26 protein-coding genes are annotated in these 20,345 nt (G+C 62.4%); 12 read left to right on the top strand and 14 right to left on the bottom strand.

Annotation, left to right across the window (positions count from 1 at the left end; translation table 11 throughout):
- The first annotated feature begins 10 nt into the window (after positions 1–10).
- Positions 11–709, top strand: a complete 699-nt coding sequence (gene urtE / locus ACJ8HA_RS10755) for an urea ABC transporter ATP-binding subunit UrtE (RefSeq protein WP_260515377.1) — start codon at positions 11–13, stop codon at positions 707–709.
- 7 nt (positions 710–716) lie between these two features.
- Here urtE and ACJ8HA_RS10750 read toward each other — a convergent pair whose 3' ends face one another.
- Both ACJ8HA_RS10750 and ACJ8HA_RS10745 read right to left on the bottom strand, forming a co-directional pair.
- Positions 717–1,016, bottom strand: coding sequence for a type II toxin-antitoxin system RelE/ParE family toxin (locus ACJ8HA_RS10750; protein WP_049295232.1), 300 nt, complete (start codon positions 1,014–1,016; stop codon positions 717–719).
- On the bottom strand, positions 1,001–1,264 hold the full coding sequence (locus ACJ8HA_RS10745; protein WP_004939442.1) for a type II toxin-antitoxin system ParD family antitoxin: 264 nt from the start codon (positions 1,262–1,264) through the stop codon (positions 1,001–1,003). Before ACJ8HA_RS10745 ends, ACJ8HA_RS10750 begins: the two co-directional genes overlap by 16 nt.
- Before the next feature lie 134 nt (positions 1,265–1,398).
- Here ACJ8HA_RS10745 and ACJ8HA_RS10740 point away from each other — a divergent pair, with 134 nt between their 5' ends.
- On the top strand, positions 1,399–1,911 hold the full coding sequence (locus tag ACJ8HA_RS10740) for a DUF2165 family protein (protein ID WP_004939438.1): 513 nt from the start codon (positions 1,399–1,401) through the stop codon (positions 1,909–1,911).
- Between the two features lie 21 nt (positions 1,912–1,932).
- Here the strand turns inward: ACJ8HA_RS10740 and ACJ8HA_RS10735 are convergent, their stop codons facing one another.
- The 5 genes from ACJ8HA_RS10735 to ACJ8HA_RS10715 form a co-directional block, all read right to left on the bottom strand.
- Positions 1,933–2,445 (bottom strand): GNAT family N-acetyltransferase, encoded by a 513-nt coding sequence (locus ACJ8HA_RS10735; protein WP_442515329.1) that lies wholly within the window; start codon positions 2,443–2,445, stop codon positions 1,933–1,935.
- Positions 2,446–2,469: 24 nt separating this feature from the next.
- On the bottom strand, positions 2,470–2,775 hold the full coding sequence (locus ACJ8HA_RS10730) for a type II toxin-antitoxin system RelE/ParE family toxin (protein WP_072270879.1): 306 nt from the start codon (positions 2,773–2,775) through the stop codon (positions 2,470–2,472).
- 1 nt (position 2,776) lies between these two features.
- The gene (locus tag ACJ8HA_RS10725) at positions 2,777–3,037 is read right to left on the bottom strand and encodes a type II toxin-antitoxin system Phd/YefM family antitoxin (protein WP_193402661.1); all 261 of its coding nucleotides are present in this window, start codon (positions 3,035–3,037) and stop codon (positions 2,777–2,779) included.
- 68 nt (positions 3,038–3,105) lie between these two features.
- Positions 3,106–4,341, bottom strand: coding sequence for an FAD-dependent oxidoreductase (locus tag ACJ8HA_RS10720; protein WP_049208920.1), 1,236 nt, complete (start codon positions 4,339–4,341; stop codon positions 3,106–3,108).
- Between the two features lie 76 nt (positions 4,342–4,417).
- Positions 4,418–4,987, bottom strand: a complete 570-nt coding sequence (locus tag ACJ8HA_RS10715) for a DUF4865 family protein (RefSeq protein ID WP_127146423.1) — start codon at positions 4,985–4,987, stop codon at positions 4,418–4,420.
- A 105-nt stretch (positions 4,988–5,092) separates the two neighbouring features.
- Here ACJ8HA_RS10715 and ACJ8HA_RS10710 point away from each other — a divergent pair, with 105 nt between their 5' ends.
- Positions 5,093–5,962, top strand: a complete 870-nt coding sequence (locus ACJ8HA_RS10710) for a LysR substrate-binding domain-containing protein (RefSeq protein ID WP_025302028.1) — start codon at positions 5,093–5,095, stop codon at positions 5,960–5,962.
- Here the strand turns inward: ACJ8HA_RS10710 and sseA are convergent.
- Positions 5,959–6,804 carry a 3-mercaptopyruvate sulfurtransferase gene (sseA, locus tag ACJ8HA_RS10705; protein ID WP_043136964.1) on the bottom strand — a complete coding sequence of 282 codons (846 nt, stop codon included), beginning with the start codon at positions 6,802–6,804 and terminating at the stop codon, positions 5,959–5,961. The two genes, ACJ8HA_RS10710 and sseA, sit on opposite strands and share 4 nt — an antisense overlap.
- A 106-nt stretch (positions 6,805–6,910) precedes the next feature.
- Here sseA and ACJ8HA_RS10700 point away from each other — a divergent pair, with 106 nt between their 5' ends.
- Complete coding sequence (locus ACJ8HA_RS10700; RefSeq protein ID WP_049203903.1) at positions 6,911–7,333, top strand: NUDIX hydrolase; 423 nt, start codon at positions 6,911–6,913, stop codon at positions 7,331–7,333.
- Positions 7,334–7,343: 10 nt separating this feature from the next.
- Here ACJ8HA_RS10700 and ACJ8HA_RS10695 read toward each other — a convergent pair whose 3' ends face one another.
- From ACJ8HA_RS10695 to ACJ8HA_RS10685, 3 genes are all read right to left on the bottom strand, one after another.
- Positions 7,344–8,009 (bottom strand): epimerase, encoded by a 666-nt coding sequence (locus tag ACJ8HA_RS10695; RefSeq protein ID WP_060447572.1) that lies wholly within the window; start codon positions 8,007–8,009, stop codon positions 7,344–7,346.
- Positions 8,006–9,031, bottom strand: a complete 1,026-nt coding sequence (locus tag ACJ8HA_RS10690) for an AraC family transcriptional regulator (protein ID WP_025302032.1) — start codon at positions 9,029–9,031, stop codon at positions 8,006–8,008. Before ACJ8HA_RS10690 ends, ACJ8HA_RS10695 begins: the two co-directional genes overlap by 4 nt.
- A gap of 81 nt (positions 9,032–9,112) precedes the next feature.
- Positions 9,113–10,549, bottom strand: coding sequence for an aminotransferase-like domain-containing protein (locus ACJ8HA_RS10685; RefSeq protein ID WP_049203904.1), 1,437 nt, complete (start codon positions 10,547–10,549; stop codon positions 9,113–9,115).
- 180 nt (positions 10,550–10,729) lie between these two features.
- Here ACJ8HA_RS10685 and ACJ8HA_RS10680 point away from each other — a divergent pair, with 180 nt between their 5' ends.
- From ACJ8HA_RS10680 to ACJ8HA_RS10670, 3 genes are all read left to right on the top strand, one after another.
- Entirely contained in the window at positions 10,730–10,912 is a 183-nt protein-coding gene (locus ACJ8HA_RS10680; RefSeq protein WP_193402659.1) for a DUF1127 domain-containing protein, read from the top strand.
- Positions 10,913–10,927: 15 nt separating this feature from the next.
- Positions 10,928–11,551, top strand: a complete 624-nt coding sequence (locus ACJ8HA_RS10675; protein ID WP_025302034.1) for a glutathione S-transferase family protein — start codon at positions 10,928–10,930, stop codon at positions 11,549–11,551.
- A 228-nt stretch (positions 11,552–11,779) separates the two neighbouring features.
- Positions 11,780–12,910: a Gfo/Idh/MocA family protein gene (locus ACJ8HA_RS10670; protein WP_049203906.1), complete on the top strand. Its 1,131-nt coding sequence runs from the start codon at positions 11,780–11,782 to the stop codon at positions 12,908–12,910.
- A 101-nt stretch (positions 12,911–13,011) separates the two neighbouring features.
- Here ACJ8HA_RS10670 and ACJ8HA_RS10665 read toward each other — a convergent pair whose 3' ends face one another.
- The 3 genes from ACJ8HA_RS10665 to ACJ8HA_RS10655 are packed head-to-tail and all read right to left on the bottom strand — an operon-like array spanning position 13,012 to position 16,143.
- The gene (locus ACJ8HA_RS10665; protein ID WP_049203907.1) at positions 13,012–14,883 is read right to left on the bottom strand and encodes an amidohydrolase; all 1,872 of its coding nucleotides are present in this window, start codon (positions 14,881–14,883) and stop codon (positions 13,012–13,014) included.
- Between the two features lie 21 nt (positions 14,884–14,904).
- Positions 14,905–15,450, bottom strand: coding sequence for an antibiotic biosynthesis monooxygenase (locus ACJ8HA_RS10660; protein WP_099816756.1), 546 nt, complete (start codon positions 15,448–15,450; stop codon positions 14,905–14,907).
- A gap of 48 nt (positions 15,451–15,498) precedes the next feature.
- A complete protein-coding gene (locus ACJ8HA_RS10655; protein WP_004939390.1) occupies positions 15,499–16,143 on the bottom strand; it encodes a hydrolase in 645 nt (214 codons plus the stop codon).
- Between the two features lie 140 nt (positions 16,144–16,283).
- On the opposite strand from ACJ8HA_RS10655, the gene ACJ8HA_RS10650 reads away from it, so the two are divergent.
- The 5 genes from ACJ8HA_RS10650 to osmF all read left to right on the top strand — a co-directional run bounded on the left by ACJ8HA_RS10650 (position 16,284) and on the right by osmF (position 20,319).
- On the top strand, positions 16,284–17,195 hold the full coding sequence (locus tag ACJ8HA_RS10650) for a LysR substrate-binding domain-containing protein (protein WP_025302038.1): 912 nt from the start codon (positions 16,284–16,286) through the stop codon (positions 17,193–17,195).
- A 41-nt stretch (positions 17,196–17,236) separates the two neighbouring features.
- The gene (locus ACJ8HA_RS10645; RefSeq protein ID WP_049208916.1) at positions 17,237–17,611 is read left to right on the top strand and encodes a cell envelope integrity TolA C-terminal domain-containing protein; all 375 of its coding nucleotides are present in this window, start codon (positions 17,237–17,239) and stop codon (positions 17,609–17,611) included.
- Between the two features lie 140 nt (positions 17,612–17,751).
- The gene (locus ACJ8HA_RS10640) at positions 17,752–18,228 is read left to right on the top strand and encodes an OsmC family protein (RefSeq protein WP_193402658.1); all 477 of its coding nucleotides are present in this window, start codon (positions 17,752–17,754) and stop codon (positions 18,226–18,228) included.
- A gap of 89 nt (positions 18,229–18,317) precedes the next feature.
- A complete protein-coding gene (locus ACJ8HA_RS10635; RefSeq protein ID WP_060432685.1) occupies positions 18,318–19,349 on the top strand; it encodes a fatty acid desaturase in 1,032 nt (343 codons plus the stop codon).
- A gap of 40 nt (positions 19,350–19,389) precedes the next feature.
- On the top strand, positions 19,390–20,319 hold the full coding sequence (osmF, locus tag ACJ8HA_RS10630) for a glycine betaine ABC transporter substrate-binding protein OsmF (protein ID WP_025302041.1): 930 nt from the start codon (positions 19,390–19,392) through the stop codon (positions 20,317–20,319).
- The last annotated feature ends 26 nt before the right edge of the window (positions 20,320–20,345 follow it).

Here is a 20,345-nt window from a genome sequence, read left to right as displayed (position 1 = left end):
AGGCGTAATCATGCTGCAGGTAGAGGAATTGAATCAGTATTACGGCGGCAGCCACATTCTGCGCGGCCTGTCGTTCGAGGCGCGTATCGGCGAGGTGACCTGCCTGCTGGGGCGCAATGGCGTGGGCAAGACCACGCTGCTGAAATGCCTGATGGGGCTGATCCCGGCGCGCAGCGGCAGCGTCCGTTGGCGGGGCGAAACCATCACCGGTAAAAAGCCGCATCAGCGGGTGCAGGCGGGCATCGCCTATGTGCCGCAGGGGCGGGAGATTTTCCCGCGCCTGACGGTGGAGGAAAATCTGCTGATGGGGCTGGCGCGTTTTTCCGGCGCTGACGCGCGCGCGGTGCCGGATCCGATCTATGAACTGTTTCCGGTGCTGCGGCAGATGAAGGAGCGGCGCGGCGGCGATCTCTCCGGCGGGCAGCAACAGCAGCTGGCGATTGGCCGGGCGCTGGCCTGCCGGCCGCAGCTGTTGATCCTCGACGAACCGACGGAAGGGATCCAACCTTCGGTGATCAAGGAGATCGGCGCGGTGATCAAACAGCTGGCGGCGCGGGGCGATATGGCGATCCTGCTGGTGGAGCAGTTCTATGACTTCGCCGCTGACCTGGCGGATAGCTATCTGGTGATGTCGCGCGGCAGCATCGTGCAGCGCGGCGCCGGCAGCGCTATGGAACAGGACGGCGTCCGCGCGCTGGTGGCGATTTAACGTTGGGTCAGCTGAAAAAGGATTGGCTGAGCGGATCGCGGGAATGATGCAGCACTCTGATGATATTCACCTCCCGCCTGTGCTGTCGAAAATAAATCAGGTGGTTGGCGACGGGCAATACCCATAGGCCGGGGCCGATTGCATCGATGTTTCTGCCGAGTTGGTGGTGGCTAAGGTTATCGAAAGCCTGATGCAGGCGGCGCAGATAATCTTCGGCCACCTGCAAGCCAAAGTGCGCCAACCCGTAAAAATAGATCTCTTCCATATCGTCCAACGCTTTTGGACGAACGGTTACTCTCCTGCGCATCCTTTTGCTTTGCTCCGTATTCTTTCCATGAACACATCACGATCCCATTCGACGGCTTCGCCGCTGTTCTCTCCTTCGGCGATCAAGCGCCTAAGCTCTTCCAGTTTTGAGGCGGCGGTACGTTCGCGCAAAGTGCGCACGGATTCGCGGATGACTTCGCTGGGCGTTCGGTAATCGCCGCTGGCCACCAGGTCTTCGACGAAGCTACGCAGTTCGTCACCCAGATCTACCGTTAGTGTTCTGCCCATTGTTCCTCCTCACTTTCGGCTATGCTGCGTCATTGTAAGATTAGTTCTTACATTGTGCACGTCAAACTATCAGGATCTCAATAGCGGTCCCGTCATGAGGACGGGAGCCACCCGTTTATTCATTAAGGATAACCATGAACGAAATCACTGTGTCACGCCTCGGTTGCATCGTCCTGTCTCTGTTTCCGGCTCTGTGGGGGCTGTTCAGCCTGTTGAACAATACGGCGGATTTCGCCGGCACCGCGCGCAATGCGGTGGGGCCGCTGCTTGCCATGCAGGATACTTATCAAACGCCGGGGCTGATGTGGCGCGCGATCCGCGCCGACTGGGCCTGCATGTTGGGGTTGGCGGTCATCACCACGCTGGAAACGCTGGCCGGCCTATTCGCGGCCGCGGGCGTGGTGCTGATGATCGGGCGATTGAAAGGCCCTTACGCCGCCTTCGCCAAGGGCAAAGCCTGGGCGATGCTGGGGGCGCTTTGCGCAATTGCGGTGTGGGGCGTCGGTTTTATGGTGGTCGCCGGCGACTGGTTTATGGCCTGGCAGGCCAAGAAGGATCCGCTGGCGGTGCAGCTGGGGGCGCTGATCTACCTGGCGCCCAATGCGTTTGCCTTGCTGTTCCTGATGCTGCAGCGGGAGCCGCGCTAACGACGGCGGAGCGGGGCGCGGTTACAGCGCCTTGCTCATATACCAGATGCCTATCGAGCCCTGGGCGCTGGTGTAGCAGGTCTCGCCACAAATGCTCAATCCCTGGCGCTGATAAAAGCGTTGGGCGCCGGTGTTGCGTTGCAGCACTTCCAGCCACAGCGTTTTTTGCCGGCGCTCGATAGCCCGTTGCTGCACCTGTTCGTACAGGCGCTGGCCATAGCCATTGCCGGCATGGCCCGGCAGGAAATAGATTTTCTGCAGCTCTGCGCCGCGGGTTTGCGTTGGCGCCAGCAGGCTGTCGACGTTGAGCCGCGCATAGCCGACGAGGGCGTCATTCTCATAGGCCAACAGCCAGCACACGTCGGGATCGCGCAGCGTCCGTTCCAGTGCGGAGACGGAAAAATCCTCCGCCAGAAAGGCCTCCAGCTCGTGCGGGTAGCGCCACAGCTCACCGAAGTGGGCGCGATAGGTGCGGATGCCGATATCGCGCACCAGGGTTAAATCTTCCAGCAATGCCTGACGAACGGTGAACATCAGTGCTCCTTTGAGTAAGAAAAATTACAGCCGCTGTTCCAGATGCCGGTGGGGCACCATCGCCTGATGCAAAATGGCGAGAACGGTGATGCCGGCAGGGCGGCTGCGGTAGTAGATCCTATGGCTGGCGTAAGGAAAACTGCGTATCTCTTCGCCCAGATCGTGGAAGTGAGCTTTACCCGCTTCCGGCATATCTGCCAAATGATGCATCACCTCTCTCAACTGCTCAAGATAGCGGCGAGATTGCGCTTGGCCCCAGTGCTCGATGGTGAAATGACGAATAGCCAGCAGATCTTGTTGGGCCTGCGGGGTGAGGCGAAACGCGGGCATCTCAGTCTGTTTCATCGGTGAGCAGACGGTTGAAGAAGGCATCGCCGTCTACCGCCTTACCGGCGTCTTCCTCGGCGGTAGACTGCGCGATTTTTTGCTGCAGTGCGCTTAATTTGAGATCTTCCAGCGCCTGGTAATCTTCTACAGACATGACGACGGCGACCGGTTTGCCGTTGCGATTGATTTGCACCGGTTCACGCTGCGCCTTGAGCAGCAAATCGCCGAATTGGGTTTTGGCCTCGTTCGCGGTGAGTGCGTACATTTAATCGCTCCAGTTAATTAAATCGTTCGATTTAACCATTATACGGCGCGATGAAAAAATCACCAATGCTATTCCGGCGGGCAGGTTTCGTTGGACAGATGTCGCGGCGTTTCACGACGAAAACCCAGGCCGATGATGCGGCCGAACAGGCGCGGCAGCCAGCGGCTGTTGCCGACGCGGGCGATCAGGCGCGAACCGCCCGCCGCGCGGCGTTCGCCCGGCTTGCGCTGGCTCATTTTTATCTGCAAAAACTGGATGGCCCGGGTGGGGAATTCGCGCCGGCGCTGCACGCTCAGCAGATGCTTCAGCTGCAGCCGATGCTGGCGCAGCGGCGGGATCAGGGCATTGGCGGCGGCCACCGCGTCCTGAATCGCCAGGTTGACGCCCACGCCGCCGATCGGTGACATGGCGTGCGCGGCGTCGCCGATGCATAGCACCCCCGGTTTGGCCCAGCGATCCAGACGATCGATGCGGATGCTCAGCAACTTCACCTGATCCCACTCGACGATCTCCTGCAGGCGATCGTCCTGGAATGGCGCCACCTCGGCGAGGTGCAGCAAAAATTTCTCCAGGCCGCTGCGGCGGATCGCGTCGAAGCTGCCTTTATCGATCGAGTAGCCGCACTGCCAGTAGTCGCCGCGATCGATCATGATGAAGTTTTGCTTCGGCCCGGTATGGCCCATCGACCAGGCCGGATCGCCCGGCTGCTTGCTGAGCTTCATCCACACTACGTCGCGCGGCGCGCCGAAGGATCGGCTGCTGAGCGCCGCCTGTTCGCGCACCACCGAGTTGCGGCCGTCGGTGCCGACCACCAACTGGCTGCGCACGCGGATCGGCCCTTCAGGCGTGTCGGCCAGCACGCCGCACACCTGGCCGCGGTCGTACAGCAACTGGTGAACCTGCGTTGAGGTCAGCAGCCTGAAGTTGGGGAAGGCGGCGGCCTGCTGGGCCAAAAAGTTGAGGAACTCCCACTGCGGCATAAAGGCGATAAATTTGCAGCGCGTCGGCAGGCGGGTGAAATCCGCCAGCTTGATGTCGCGTCCGGCGACTTCGGCGTGCAGAGATTCCGCGCGCTGATGCGGCAGCGTCAGCAGCTCGTCGAGCAGGCCCAGTTGATGCATGACTTCCAGCGTCGATGGGTGAATGGTGTCACCGCGAAAATCGCGCAGGAAGTCGGCGTGCTTCTCCAGCACCGTCACGTCGATCCCCGCCCGCGCCAGCAGATAGCCGAGCATCAGCCCGGCGGGGCCGCCCCCCACGATGCAGCAGGTGGTGGCGTAAGGTGTGATCGGTGATGACGACATGGCGGTTGACCCCGGAGAGCGGCCCGCATCCCGCGAGCCGCAAGTGAATGTTTAATGTTGATAATGATTATCAATATCAAGTTTGGCTGTCAACCCGCGGCGCAGTGTGGTCAAAGGGGGCAGACAGATGGCCGACGCGGAACAGTTGGCGGTTTTGCGGCCGTGCCTGCGGGGGGGCACGCCAGACATCCAGCCGCACTAATCGCCACTCGGCGGGATCGAACGCCACGATGGAGGCCAGCGCGCCAGGTGCCGCCTGCTGTTGCCGCCGCAGCGCAGGCAGATCGCTGTAGGGGGCGATAATCTGCTCCTGACAGGTCGCCCAGGCGGCCTCGGCCAAATGAGGGCGATCGAAATGCGTCAGCCACGGCAGCCAGTGATTGACGCGCGGCCAGCCGAACGCCTGACTGAGGCCCCTGAAACCTTCGCCGATCAGGAAGTCGCTCATGCCGGCGCTGCTGTTCCACAGGTAGAAGGGGGCGTAGAGATTCTCGGCGCTGCCTTCGCTGCGCTGCGCGTACAAATAGGCTTTGACGATCAGCTGCGGGCAGGCGTCGAGCCGGTGGCCGACATCGGCGATACGGCGGCGGACGATCGCCATGTCGTAATCGGCGGGCAGGGTGAAACGGTATTGCATCGCGAGCATAAGGATTCTCCGGAAAGACATTGACCCGGAGAGCGTGACACGCCATCTTTATCAGTAAAATCGGTATTATTTTGATTGATGGTTCAAAAAATCAGGACGGTCAGCATGGGGCGAATAACGTTCGATCTCGAGGATTTGCGCAGCTTCGTCACCGGCGTCGAGCTGGGCAGCTTCGCCAAGGCGGCTGAACGGCTGGGGCGTTCGACGTCGGCGGTCAGCGCCCACCTGAAAAAGCTGGAACAGCAGGTCGGCGCGCCGATCCTGCGCAAGGCTGGGCGCGGCATGGTGATGACCGAGGCGGGGGAAACCCTGCTCGGCTACGCGCGCCGTCTGCTGGAGCTCAATGACGAAGCCGCCGCCGCGGTGCGCGGGTTGGATCTGCAGGGCACGGTGCGGCTGGGGTTGCAGGAGGATTTCGGCGAGACGTTTCTGCCGCAGGTGTTGGGCAGCTTCGCGCGCGCCAATCCGAAGGTGCGCATCGAGGCGCGCATCGCCCGCAATGCCGAGCTGATCGACTGGGTGCTGAAAGGCCAGCTGGACCTGTCGCTGGCGTGGGATGGCGGTTTGAGCACGCCGTTTCATCAGGCGCTGGGGCAGCGGCAGCTGCACTGGATCGCCTCGCCCGGCTTCGCGCTGGCGCCGTGGCGAGAAGGGGATGAGCCCTTGCCGTTGGTGATGTTCGACGCGCCCTGTCTGATGCGCAGCGCGGCGACGCAGGCGCTGGATCGCGCCGGTATTCCCTGGCGCATCGCCTTTACCAGCCGCAGCCTGAATGGCGTTTGGGCGGCGGTGAGCGCCGGGTTGGGCGTCACGGTGCGCACGGCGGCGGGCTTACCGCCCGGCCTGTCACCGCTGGCCCCCGATCTGCTGCCCGCTCTTGGCCAACTCGGCGTGGTGCTGCACCGCGCCGAGGATCAGCCTTCGGCCGCCGTGCAGCGGCTGGCGCAGATCGTGGTCGAGCGGATCGAAACCTAATCTTGGGCGATTGGCTGCTTGCCGCTCAGCTGGCCCCATTCGCTCCAGGCACCGTCATACAGCTTGACCTGCGGCGCGCCGAGCGACAACAAGCCAAACGCCAGCACCGCCGCCGTCACGCCGGAGCCGCAGCTGGTGATGATCGGGCCGTTGATGTCCACCCCCTTGTCGCTGAAGGTTTGGCGCAGTGCCTCCAGCGATTTGAAACGGCCGTTCTCCAGCAGCTCGCCGTACGGAATGTTGATGCTGCCCGGAATGTGGCCGCGGTGCAGGCCGGGACGCGGCTCCGGCGCTTCGGCATGGAAACGCGGCGCGGCGCGCGCGTCGAGAATTTGCACCGGCGTGCCTAGCGCCTGTTCCACTTGCCGCATATCCACCACCGCGTCGGCGTTGAACCGGGCGTTGAACGTCTGCGGGGCAGGCTGCGCCGGGCCGGTTGCCAGCGCTTGCCCCAGCGCGGTCCAGCCGTTCAGCCCTTCGTCCAGTACGTAAACATGCTCGGCGCCGAAATTGCGGAAGGTCCACCAGCCGCGCGGTGCGGAGAACTGGTTGCCCTCGTCGTAAATCACCAGGGTATCGCGCTCGCTGATGCCCAGTTTGCCCACCGCCGCGCCAAACTCCGCCGCCGTCGGCAGCATGTGCGGCAGCGCGGTGTTTTTGTCCGCCACGTCGTCGATATCAAAATAGACCGCGCCGGGGATATGGCCGCGTTCGAACTCGGCAAGCATGTCCTTTTTCGGCGTTAGCCCCACCGGCGACATCCGAACGTCGATCACCACCAGATTTTCATCGTTGATATGTTGCGCAAGCCATTGGGGAGTCACCAGAAACGGAGAGTTCATCGTTATTGTTCGCCTGTTGTGAAAACGGATTTTCACTATACACCAGGCCGCGCGGGGATGAAGTATGATGTTCGGTCAAAGGCGATGGGCCGGGAGCGGAGAAATCATGACGGACGAGGCGTTTGGCGGGGCCAAGATCGCGCTGCTGTGCGACGATCGCTTGCTGGTTTACCAACGGGACGACAAGCCGGGCATTCCATGGCCCGGTCAATGGGATCTGCCTGGCGGCGGGCGGGAAAACGGCGAAACGCCGCTGCAGTGCGTGCAGCGGGAAACGCAGGAAGAGTTCGGCGTGACGATCGCGGAATGTCAGGTTGTCTGGCGGCGGCGCTACGATGGCGTTCTGCCCGGCTCCCCGCCGACCTGGTTTATGGCCGGCGAGATCGCCCCGGCGCAGATCGCCGCCATTCGCTTTGGCGACGAAGGCCAGCGCTGGCGGATGATGCCGGTGGCGCAGTTTATTGAGCATCCGCAGGGCATCGAGCATCTGCGCCGCCGGGTGGCGGCGTATTGGCGGCGGCGCGGTTGATGACGGTATTTCAGCGCGTCGCCAGTTGATTGATCTGCGGCGGCTCCAGGATGCGCAAGGCGGTTTCCCGGCGCGCCACCGCCAGCATCGCCAGCCCGATTCGTTCGGTGCTGCTCACCTGCGAGGGAAACAGCCGCAATGCGCCGAGCCACAGCGGTTTGAACAGCCGATAAATCAGATCGTATGTACGGACTTTGGAGCGAATGCCGTGCAGCGGCACAATGGCGCCGGGGCGGAACATCACCGCGTGGAACGGCAGCGCCAGCAGCGCGTTTTCGGTGGCGCCCTTGACCCTGGCCCACATGCTGCGGCCGCGTTCGCTGCTGTCGGTGCCGACGCCGGAAACGTAGATGAAGACCATCGTCGGGTTCAGCGTCGCCAACGGGCGAGCCGCGGCCAGCGTCAGGTCGTAAGTTACCGAGCGATACTCGGCTTCGCTCAGGCCGGCGGACGAAATCCCCAGACAGAAGAAACAGGCGTCGTAGCCGGCGAGCTGCGGCTCCAGCGCCGACAGGTCACGCAGGTCGGGCAGGGAGAGCTGGCGCAGTTTGGCGTGGCTCTGCGCCAACGGGCGCCGGCCGATGCTGAGCACTTTGCTGACCCGCGGATCGCGCAGGCATTCTCGCAGCGCGCCCTGGCCCACCATGCCGCTGGCGCCGAAGATAATCACTTTCATGCTCTGTCCTCCCGATGGTCGGCTGCACGCTGAGTGCGCCAGCGGCTGGGCGTCAGCGCTTCCCACTGAATAAAGGCGCGGCTGAACGAGTTCAGCTCTTCGAATCCCAGCACAAAGGCGATTTCGCCCGGCTCGAGATCGGTATCCGCCAACAAGCGGCAGGCGGTACGATGGCGAGTTTTGTCCAGCAGCTGCTGGTAGCTGTAGCCGTGCCGTTGCAGACGGCGCTGCAGCGTGCGCGGGCTGAGATAGAGCTCCGCGGCCACGCTGTTGACGCTGGGGCGCTGGCCGCGCATGCTGCGGCCGAGGATCGTCATCACCTGTGTGGGCAAGTCTTGCTCGGCGCGCGCTTCGGCCAACTCGGCCTCCAGCTCCGGCAGCAGCAGCGCCAGCATGTCCTGGTCGTGGGTGATGAGCGGCTGCTGCATCAGCGCACGGTCAAATACCAGCACGTCCAGCGGCGCGTCGAATCGCACCGGGCAGCCGAAGTGGCGCAGCAGCGGTGAGTGGGGATCGCGACGGCGGGTCACCTCAAGCGCCTTGGGCTGCAGCGGTAAACCGGTGCCACGGCGGCACAGGGTGGTGATAGAGGCGAACATGGTGTCTATCAGCAATTCCGGCGTATGGTCCTCGATCATCGTCCAACGCGTATGCAGCCGAACGCTGTCGCCATCTTCCTCCAGCATCAGTTCTTCCGGGCACACCAACCGTTTGTAGCGCGCGACTTTACGCAGGGCCTCGCCCATCGTGGCGGAGTGCAGTGCGGCGACTGACGCGATATCGTAATGCTCCGGCGCGACGTCGCCGCCCAGCCGCAGACCAAAGGCGGGATCGTCGCTCAGTTGGGCGAGGGCGCGCCAGACGGCGAAGAACTGGTGGGTGGTCAACCGCACTTTTACGCGCCGCTCGCTGAGCAGCCCGGCGGGCAAGCCGGCTAACTGACCGACCCGTTCGAGATCGACGCCTTGCGCCGCGAGGCGCACCGCCAACGCGTTGGAAACCGGAATTTGATCGCTGCTCATGGTTGTTGCCTGCCAGTGGTAAGAGAAGGCATTACTCTAAAACAGCCTGTCCGTGCGCCGATAATCCGATCGCGTCAAGATTTAATCCGATTGCGCCAAACTGTCGGTTGGCATCAGCGCCTGGATGGTGGCGCCGACCCGTTGTACCGCCTGTTCGATCTCCGTCGTCAGCGTCGGCGCATAGTTGATGCGCAGACAGTTGCGGTACTTGCCGGCGGCGGAAAAAATGCTGCCGACGGCGATTTGTACGCCTTGCTGCTCGAGATGGCGGTTTAGCCGCAGGGTATCGAACGCCTCGTCCAATTCGATCCACAGCATAAAACCGCCGCGCGGCCGGCTGACGCGGGTGCCGACCGGGAAGTGTTTCAGGATCAGATCGGTCATGCGATCGCGGTTCTGCTGGTAGCGGGCGCGCATGCGCCGCAGGTGCTGCAGATAGTGCCCGCTGCGGATAAATTCGGCGATCGCCAGCTGCGGCTGGGTGGCGGTGGCGCCGGAGCCGATGAACTTCATGTGTAGCACCCGCTCCAGATAGCGGCCGGGCGCGATCCAGCCCACGCGCAGCCCCGGCGCCAGCGTTTTGGAAAACGAGCTACACAGCAGCACGCGGCCGTCGTCGTCGAACGACTTGATGGTGCGCGGCCGCGGGTAGTGATAGGCGATGTCGCCGTAAACGTCATCCTCGATGATCGCCGCATCGTGGCGTTGCGCCAGCGTCAGCAGCCGCTGTTTATGGGCGTCGGGCATGATGTAGCCCAGCGGGTTGTTGCAGTTGGGCGTCAGCAGAATGGCCTTGATCGGCCACTGTTCAAGGGCCATCTCCAGCGCGGCCAGGCTGACGCCGGTGAGCGGATCGGTGGGGATTTCCAGCGCTTTGATGCCCAATCCCTTCAGCGTTTGCATGGTGCCGTGGAAGCAGGGGGAATCGACCGCCACGATGTCGCCGGGTTGGCAAACGGCGCGCAGCCCGGCGGAGATCGCTTCCTGGCAACCGGTGGTGATCAGCAACTGATCGGCACCGATATGGCAGCCGGAATCCAGCAGCAGACGAGCGACCTGTTCACGCAGCGCGGTCACGCCCTGAATGCTGTCGTAATAAAGGCTGCGCAGGTCGCCGTGGCGGGCGGCGTTGCGCAGGGCGACAATCAGCGGTTTCATCGTCGGCTCGGCGACGTCCGGCATGCCGCGCCCCAGTTGGATCAGGCCTTCGCGCGGCCGGCTGCGCACCAGCTCCAGCACCTGCTCCCATTGCGAAATGTCCACCGGCCGCTGCACCGGCGCCGTCATAGCGGGCAGCTCGGCCTGCGCGCGCCGCGTATGCACGAAGTAGCCCGACTTCGGCCGCGCTTCCACCAGGCGCTGTTCCTCGAGCAGCCGGTAGGCTTGCTGCACCGTGCTGATGCTGACGCCGTGCTCCTGGCTCAATGCGCGCACCGAAGGCAGGCGATGGCCGGCCGGATACAACCCTTGCTGAATGCGTTGGCTGAGAATGGCGGCCAGCGTGGCGTAGCGTGTCATACAGAGGCCTCTCATCGGCGGTAAGAATTAAAAAACCGGTACAGATGCTTTCAAAGTAAACCATTCAGTGGGTTTTTTGGTGCAGCTGTATGAAAAAAATAGCGCCAGCGTGAATCTGTATTGTTTTTCTCTCGGCGAGCATGATGACTGCAACGCGAAAACATCAGGGAGAATAACAAGATGGCTCTGTTTACTGGCGCGCCGCGGCGGCGCTCATTCGGTGGGGCACGCTGGCGTCTGTATCTGCAACGCTACAGGACGCGAAAAGAATTATTATTGCTGGACGATGCGCGGCTGATCGATATTGGTTTGTCGCGTGCAGAAGCGCTGCGTGAAGGATGTAAACCTTTCTGGAAAGAATAGATAAGAGGAAAACCGATGCTGAGAGTCTTGGGCAAGGCTTCATCAATCAACGTGCGCAAAGTGTTATGGACCTGTCAGGAGCTGGGGCTGACGCTGGAACGGGAAGACTGGGGCAGCGGCTTTCGCTCCACGCAGGAGCCGGCGTTTCTGGCGCTGAATCCCAACGGCCTGGTGCCGGTGCTGATTGACGGCGAGCGGGTGCTGTGGGAGTCGAACACCATTTGCCGCTATCTGGTGGGGCGGGAAGGGCGCCGCGATCTGCTGCCGCAGGAACCCGGCGCGCGCGCGGCGGTGGAGATGTGGATGGACTGGCAGGCCACCGATCTGAACGGCGCCTGGCGCTATGTGTTCATGTCGCGCGTGCGCGGGCATGCGGATTACCAGGATGCCGCCAGCCTGGCCGCCGCCGAACGCGAGTGGAATCGGCTGATGGGGCTGCTGGACAGGCATTTGGCGCAGCACGGCCCTTATGCCGCCGGCGCCACCTTCACGCTGGCGGACGTGGTGCTGGGGCTGTCGCTGAACCGCTGGCTGATGACGCCGTTCGAGCGGCCGAATTATGCGGCGCTGGCGGCCTATCAGCAGCGCCTGCTGCAACGCCCTGGCTACGTGCAACACGGTGCCAACGGTTTGCCGTAATATGAAATAAATGGTTCATTTTATCCCGTCCGGATACGACCAGCCGCGTCCGGGCTTTCCTCATTGCATCATCCCGTCAACGTTTCATGAACGGCATCACGAATATGAACTTTATTTTCCCGCGTGCTTGTTATTGAAATTTATATTCCATATAAACCCGTTATCAATCGGCGCGTTTCATTGAGCCGCGCCTGGTTCTACACAGAATTTCGGTCACGGGAGAAAATGATGAAACAGGTACGCGTTGGGTTAATCGGCACCGGCTATATCGGGCGTTGTCACGCTATCGCCTATGCGCAGGCCCCCACGGTCTTTCCCCTTAAAGGGGATCTGGTGCTGGAGATGCTGGCGGAGGTGACGCCCGAGCTGGCGGCGCAGCGCGCGGCCGAGTTCGGCTTTGCGCGTTCGACCGGCGACTGGCGGCAGCTGGTGGCCGATCCGGCGATCGACGTGGTAGACATCTGCGCCCCTAATTTCTTGCACAAAGAGATGGCGCTGGCGGCGATCCGCCACGGCAAGCACGTATATTCGGAAAAACCGCTGGCGCTGGACGCCGCCGACGCGGCGGAGATGGTGCAGGCCGCCCGCGCCAAGGGCGTGAAAACGCTGGTCGGTTTCAACTACATGAAGAACCCGACCAGCCAGCTGGCGCGCGAGATCATCGCCAACGGCGAAATCGGCGAGGTGGTGCATTTTTACGGCACCCACAATGAGGATTACCTGGCCGACCCGCGCACGCCGATCGACTGGCACTGCCGCCGCGCCAGCGCCGGGCTGGGCGCGTTGGGGGATCTGGCGGCGCATATCGTCAATATGGCGCACTACCTGGTGGGCGATATCGTGGCGGTCTCTGGCGATATGCAGACCGTGATCAAGCAGCGCCCGGACCCGCAAGACCCGGCGCGCCTGCTGCCGGTGGAAAACGAAGATCAGGCCAGTGCACTGCTGCGTTTCGCCGGCGGGGCGATGGGCACGATCGAAACGTCGCGCATCGCCTGCGGGCGCAAGATGGGGCTGACCTATGTGGTCACCGGCACCAAAGGCACGCTGAGCTATACCCAGGAACGGATGGCGGAGCTGAAGCTGTATCGGCACGATGAACCGGTGGAGCGGCAGGGGTTCAAGACGCTGCTGGTGGGGCCGAAGCACCCGGACTATGCGGCGTTTTGCATCAGCGCCGGGCACGGCATTGGTTTTAACGATCAGAAGACGGTGGAGATCCGCGATCTGGTCAACGGCATCGCCGCGGGCGATCGCATGTGGCCGGACTTTGAAGAAGGCTGGAAGGTGTCTTGCGTGCTGGATGCGATAGCCGCCTCCGCCGAGCAGCGGTGCTGGCTGGAGATCAACCGCGATTGACAATAAAATGGCGCTCTCCGCGGACAGCGCCATTAATTTGCTACTTTGCTAACTTAGTATCTTATTAAGCTAGTTACGTAATAAGTTGCTGGGCTGGCAACTTAGAACGAGAAGCACGAACAGCCGAACGCGCCCCAGAAGGCATTCTCGTCCGACACCGGGATGCTGGAGCGGCGCGCAATGTCATGCTGATGCGCGTGTACGCCGCACGGGCCGCAGCATTGGTGCGCCTGGCTCACGACCCCGACGCGAGCTGCCGCCGACGGCGGCGCGGAGCGGTAATGGCCCGGCACTTGGGTGACCGGTGACCACTCCGGCAGCACCGGCAGCGGCGGTGGCGCCAGCGGCGAGAAGCTGCCAGCGGCGTAGACCACTTTGCCATCCACCACCGTCATCACCGACTCGATGCCTTTGATCTGCTCTTCCGGCACGCTGAAATAGTCCTGCGACAGCACCGCCATATCCGCCAACTGACCGACCTTGATCTGGCCTTTCTTGCCCTGTTCGGTGGAGAACCAGGCGCTCCCTTGCGTCCACAGCATCAGCGCCGTTTCGCGATCCAGACGGGCGCTGTCGTCGTACATCGCCATGCCGCCGACGGTGCGGCCGGAGACCAGCCAGTACAGCGCCGTCCACGGGTTGTAGCTGGCGACGCGGGTGGCGTCGGTGCCCAGCCCGACCGGCAGCTCAGCCGCCAGCATTTTCGCTACCGGCGGCGTATGTTTGGTGGCTTCGATGCCGTAGCGATCGGCGAAATATTCGCCCTGGAACGCCATGCGATGCTGCACCGCAATGCCGCCGCCCAGCGCCTTGACCCGTTCGATATTGCGTTCGGTAATGGTTTCGGCGTGGTCGAATAGCCAGTGCAGCCCGTTGAACGGAATGTCGCGGTTCACCTTCTCGAACACGTCCAGCATGCGGCTGATGGACTCGTCATAGGTGGCGTGCAGGCGGAACGGCCAGCGGTGCTCGACCAAATGGCGCACCACCCGCTCCAGCTCGTCTTCGGTGCCCGGCGGCAGATCCGGGCGCGGCTGCAGGAAGTCTTCGAAGTCGGCGGCGGAAAACACCAGCATCTCGCCGGCGCCGTTGTGGCGATAGAAATCGGTGCCCTGGCCTGGCTTGAGCATATCAGTCCACAGCTCGAAGTCTTCCAGTTCCTGCTTCGGCCGTTGGGTGAACAGGTTATAGGCGATACGGATGGTCAGCTGCTTTTTCTCGTGCAGCTCGGCGATCACCTGATAATCCTCCGGGTAGTTCTGGAAACCGCCGCCGGCGTCGATGGCGCTGGTGAGGCCGAGGCGGTTCAGCTCACGCATGAACTGGCGGGTGGAGTTGACCTGCTGTTCCAGCGGCAGCTTCGGCCCTTTCGCCAGCGTGGCGTACAGGATCATGGCGTTGGGTTTGGCGATCAGCATGCCGGTCGGGTTGCCGTTGGCGTCGCGCTGGATCTCGCCGCCCGGTGGGTTCGGCGTGTCTTTGGTGTAGCCGACCACCTTCAGCGCCGCGCGGTTGAGCAGCGCGCGATCGTAGAGATGCAGAATAAATACCGGCGTGTCCGGCGCCGCCTGGTTGATTTCGTCCAGTGTCGGCATGCGGCGTTCGGCAAACTGGAATTCGGTCCAGCCGCCGACCACCCGCACCCATTGCGGGCTCGGCGTGCGCAGCGCCTGCTCTTTCAACATGCGCAGCGCGTCGGCCAGCGAAGGCACGCCTTCCCAGCGCAGCTCCAGGTTGTAGTTCAGGCCGCCGCGGATCAGGTGCAGGTGCGAGTCGTTCAGGCCCGGAATGGCGGTGTGGCCGTGCAGATCGATCACCTGGGTTTCCGGCCCGGCGTGCTGCATGACTTCGCCTTCGCTGCCGACCGCCAGAAACTTGCCGTCGCGGATGGCGACCGCCTGTGCGGTAGGATTTTGGCGATCGACGGTGTGAAACTTGCCGTTGGTGATGATCAATGAAGCGTGGTGGTTCATAACATTCTCCCGGCGAACCGCCTAGCGGCGGGTCAGCCATTGATGAAAAACGCGAGTCACGATGGGCATCCACAGGTACACCACCAGGGCGACCACGGTGGCGTCATTGAGAAAATGGCCGAGCAGCGTGCCGTTCAACTGCGGCAGCGCCAGCCCCCAAAACCAGGGCACCAGATTGGTGGAAGGGAAGATCACCAGCAGGGTGATGATGAACTGCTTCCACTGGGGCGGCTGGCGCACGTTGGGGTTGGGTGGGGTAAACCAGAACTCCGCGCCGGGGCGGATCTCGATATGGTCGTTCTCCAGCAACAACGGAGTGACTTCTTCGATGTATTGCTTGCGCAGCGGCGAGTTGAGCCAGCGGTAGAGATTGTCGACATTGTCGAAGCGGACCAGCACCGTATAGGCCTGTTCGCTGTCGGATGGGCGGATGACGTTGACGCCCAGATGGCCGGTGAAGCCCGCGGCGTCCGGCATGATGCGGTTCAGCCAGGCCTCATAGGCCTGCTCGTTCCCCGGCGCCAAACGGTGGGTGATCACCAGCGTGACATGCTGCGGATGGGCCATAAAACCGACTCCTGAAAATACCCCGGCGCGGGGCCGGGGCAGGGGGAATTATTTCACCGTGCGGGCCGGTGCGTGGTGCACCATAGTGTAAGCGTAGTCGACGCCCATGCCGTACGCGCCGCTGTGTTCGCGCACCAGCGCCATCACCGCGTCGTAGGTGTCTTTGCGTGCCCAGTCGCGTTGGTACTCCAGCAGCACCTGTTGCCAGGTCACCGGTACGGCGCCGGCCTGCACCATGCGATCGATCGAGCGTTCGTGCGCATCGACGGAGGTGCCGCCGGAGGTGTCGGTCACCACATACACTTCATAGCCGGCTTCCAGCGCCATCAGCGCTGGGAAGGTCAAGCAAACTTCGGTCCACAGCGCGGAGATCACCAGCTTTTTGCGGCCGGTGGCTTCCACGGCTTTAACGAAGGCCGCGTCTTCCCAGGAGTTCATCGAGGTACGTTCAATCGGGGTGATTTCAGGGTGTACCGCCAGCAGTTCCGGCCAGATATAGCCGCTGAAGCTTTCGGTTTCGACCGAGGTGAAAAGGGTGGGGACGTTGAAAATTTTGCCTGCCTTCGCCAAACCAACAACGTTGTTTTTCAGTTGCTGACGATCAATATTAGCCACGCCGAAGGCCATTTGTGGTTGATGATCGATAAAAATCAGTGCGGAATTGTCTTTATCAAGCAGTTGAAACTTGGACATAATTTACCTTCCCAGTGATATTTCGGTTGAACATCTGATGAGTGTAACGCCGATAAAACCCATGGTAGGCAGAGGGCGATTTCAAAGATACCGCAGAATTTTTGCCGACTTGTTGAGTTTTTTTATACACGGGAGAAAGCATGAGATTAAACCTGGAAGCGCTGCTGATTTTGGACGCGCTGGACCGGCACGGATCTTTCGCCGCCGCGGCCGCTGCACTGTTTAAAACCCCTTCGGCACTGAGCTATATGGTGCAAAAGCTCGAGAACGATCTCGACATCACCCTGCTGGACCGCTCCGGCCATCGGGCGAAGTTCACCGATACCGGCAAGCTGATGCTGGAAAAAGGGCGGGTGCTGCTGCGCGCGGCGCAGGATCTGGAACAGCAGGCGCGCTACGTGGAGAACGGCTGGGAAAGCGAGATCACGCTCGGGATCGACGCCTCCTTCCCGTTTGCCCGCCTGTTGCCGCTGATCGACGAGTTCTATCGGCAGCATCACCATACCCGGCTGCGCTTCAGCCACGAGGTGCTGGCCGGTTCCTGGGAGTCGCTGGTTTACGGCTGCGCCGACATTATCATCGGCGCCATTTGCGAGCCGCCGTCGCGGGTGGGCTATGCGTTCAGCCGCCTGGGGCAGCTGGATTACGTGTTCGCCGTCGCGCCGCAGCATCCGCTGGCGGCGCTGCCGGAACCGTTGCCGAAGGATGAGATCCGTCAGCACCGGGCGGTGGTGGTGCGCGATACCTCGCGCGTCAACGCGCCGCAGAGCCTGAACCTGCTGGAAGAACAGGATACGCTGACGGTCTTCGGCTTTGACGCCAAACTGCAGGCGCAGTTGGCCGGGCTGGGCTGTGGCTATCTGCCGCGTTCTCTGGCGGAACCTTACCTGAACAGCGGCGAACTGGTAGCGAAACGCGTTGAATCTGAGCGCTGCAGCGACGCTGCCTATTTCGGCTGGCGTGAAAGCGCCAGCGGCCTGGCGGCCAAGTGGTGGCGCGAGCGCCTGCAGCGTTACGCGGATGACGGTGAGGCTTACCCAGCGGCGCAGTAAGGGCGCTCGATAAAGATTAATCCCCAATAAGGACATCGGGAATGAAAAAGACACTAGGCCTGTTGGCGCTGTTGTTGTTGAGCGGCTGCGGCGCGGGTGCCGGGCGTCAGGCCGGCACCCCCTTGCCGTCGCCGCAGGCCGAGGCGCCGGTTGCGGCGCCGCTCAGCTATCCGGTGCGGGTGCATAACGCGGTGAGCCGCGAGCTGCGTTTGCCGGAGCACGCGCGCGGCCAACGCTGCACCATCAGCATACGGCTGCGGCCGGACGGGAAACTGGCGAGCAGCAAGATCGTAAGAGGCGATGCGCCGCTGTGCGCGGCGGCCAACGCGGCGGTGCAGCGCGCGCAGTTTCCGCCGATGGCCAGCGCCACTGAATACGCGTTGTTCAACGCCGTGGTGCTCGATTTCGTTCCCTGAAGGGATGTGACCGACGGGCCGCCTGCGCGGCCCGTTTTTTCTCGTTTCGCCGTTTGCGTATTCACGCTTTTCCGCCAATAGTGTTCTCCGGGCATGCACCCAGACAATTTTTCATTGGCCGGCCAACGGGAGCAAAAGACATGAAAGGCGAGCATCATTATCAGGTCTCGGTGACCTGGCAGGGGAATGTAGGCGCAGGCACGGAAGATTATCGCGCTTATGGACGCGATCACAGGATCGGCGCCGTGGGCAAGGCAGATATCGCCGGCTCAGCCGATCCGGCCTTCCGCGGTGACGCGACGCGCTGGAATCCGGAGGATTTGCTGGTGGCATCGCTCAGCGCTTGCCACAAATTATGGTACCTGCATCTGTGCGCCACCTCGGGGATTTCGGTGCTGGCCTATCAGGACGATGCCGTGGGCGTGATGCGCGAAGACGCCGCGCGCGGCGGCTTTTTCACCTCGGTGACGCTGCGGCCGCAGGTCACGGTGCGCGATGGCGACGATCTGCAACTGGCGCAACAGCTGCATGAGAAGGCGCATCACCTGTGCTTTATCGCCAATTCGGTGAATTTCCCGGTGGCGTGCGAACCGCAGGCCGCGTACGCAACCCGCTGAATTTTCACTTAGCTTTGCCATTTTCGTTATTTTGAACGCCGCAACGGCTCACGGATACTGAGAGAAAATCTCTTACCGCGAGCCGCAGCATGTCCCACGCCCACTATTTGCACCCCGAACAGCGCGAACGAATCAGGCAGCTTTATCGGCGCCGGCATTGGCGGCTGGAGCTGCCCACCTGGGGGATCATGGCGGCGGTGTACGGCGGCTGGTTCGGCGTGGCGTATTCTTGGCAGGCGCTGGGCCCGTGGCTTGGCGCACCGCTGCTGATCCTCCTGACCACCTGGTACCTGTCGTTGCAACACGAGCTGATCCACGGCCACCCGACGCGCTGGCCGCGCGTCAATCAGCTGTTCGGCCTGTTGCCGCTGGCGGTGTGGTATCCCTATGGGCTGTATCGCGATTCGCATCTGCGCCACCACCGCAACGACCACCTGACCGATCCGCACGAAGATCCCGAAAGCTATTACTTCAGCGCCGCGCAGTGGCGGCGTTATCCCCGCCTGTTGCCGCTGTTGGCCGCCGTGCGCAATACGCTGATCGGCCGGGTGCTCCTCGGCCCGGCGCTGGATATTGCCGCGACCCTGGCCGGGGCGGTGAAAGCGCTCGCCGGAGGGGAGTGGCGCGCCTGGGCGAGGTGGTTAGCGCACCTGTCGCTGTTGGTGGTACTGCTGCACTGGTTGCAGATGCAGGGTATCGGCACGGCGTTTTACCTGTTGGCCATCAGCTATCCGGCGTTGGCGCTGACCAAGGTGAGATCGTTTTTTGAGCATCGCGCCGTGGACGCACCGCAGGCACGTTCTATTATTAATGAGGCGGGCTGGCCGTGGCGGCTGTTGTTTCTCAATCTGAACTACCATTTAGTGCATCACGATCTGCCCGGCCTGCCCTGGTATGGTTTGCGCGAAGTCTATCTGGCGGAGCGTGAGGCGTATCAGCGGCGCAGTCAGGGATTTGTCGCGCAAGGTTACGGCGAGTGGCTGCGCGATTACGCCCTGACGCCGATCGACGTCGGCGTGCATCCGTTGCGCGCCGGTGAACCGCAGGGGGGAGGCGATGCCCTGCCGACGGAAAAATTTATTGCGCGCTGGAAGCGCGTTTCTCAGGATTTTCCAACCTAACTGGCCCATGAGCCGGAAAACGTATAACCAGAGGAAAAGTATGGCAATCACCTTATCACGCGGACGTTCCTTTGCCGTCGCGCTGGCTCTGCTGGCCACCGGCGGCCTGGCGCAGGCGGCCGACTCGGTGCGCGTCGGCTCCAAGATCGATACCGAAGGTTCGCTGCTCGGCAACATCATCGTGCAGGTGCTGGAAGCCAACGGCATCAAGACCACCAACAAGCTGCAGCTCGGCACCACCAAGGTGCTGCGCGGCGCCATCACCTCCGGTGAGATCGACATCTACCCGGAGTACACCGGCAACGGCGCGTTTTTCTTCTCCGATGAGAAAGATCCGGCGTGGAAGAACGCCCAGGCCGGCTTCGAGAAAGTGAAACAGCTCGACTACGACAAAAACAAAATCGTCTGGCTGGACGCGGCGCCGGCCAACAACACCTGGACCATCGCTATTCGCCAGGACGTGGCGGAGGCCAATCATCTGAAAACGCTGTCGGATCTCGGCAAGTGGATCAACGGTGGCGGCAAGTTCAAGCTGGCGGCCTCGGCGGAATTTATCGAACGGCCGGATGCGCTGCCGGCGTTCCAGAGTGCCTACGGTTTCAAACTGAATCAGGATCAGCTGCTGTCCCTGGCCGGCGGTGATACGGCGGTGACCATCAAGGCGGCGGCGGAGCAGACCTCCGGCGTCAACGCGGCGATGGCCTACGGCACCGATGGCCCGGTAGCGGCGCTGGGGTTGCAGACCTTGGCGGACCCGAAAGGCGTACAGCCGATCTACGCGCCGGCGCCGATCGTGCGCGAAGCGGCGCTGAAAGCGCACGCCAATCTGCCTGAGCTGCTGAAGCCGGTGTTCGCCTCGCTGGACGGGCCGACGCTGCAAAAACTCAACGCCCAGATCGCCGTGGAAGGCCAGGACGCCAAACAGGTGGCGGCCGCTTATCTGAAAGAGAAAGGGTTTGTTAAGGGATAATGCCGAGGTGCCCCCTCTGCCGTCGG

Source organism: Serratia sp. CY33802 (genome assembly GCF_052169095.1).
Classification (GTDB): Bacteria; Pseudomonadota; Gammaproteobacteria; order Enterobacterales; family Enterobacteriaceae; genus Serratia; species Serratia bockelmannii.
This window is presented reverse-complemented; position numbering and strand designations above follow the sequence as displayed.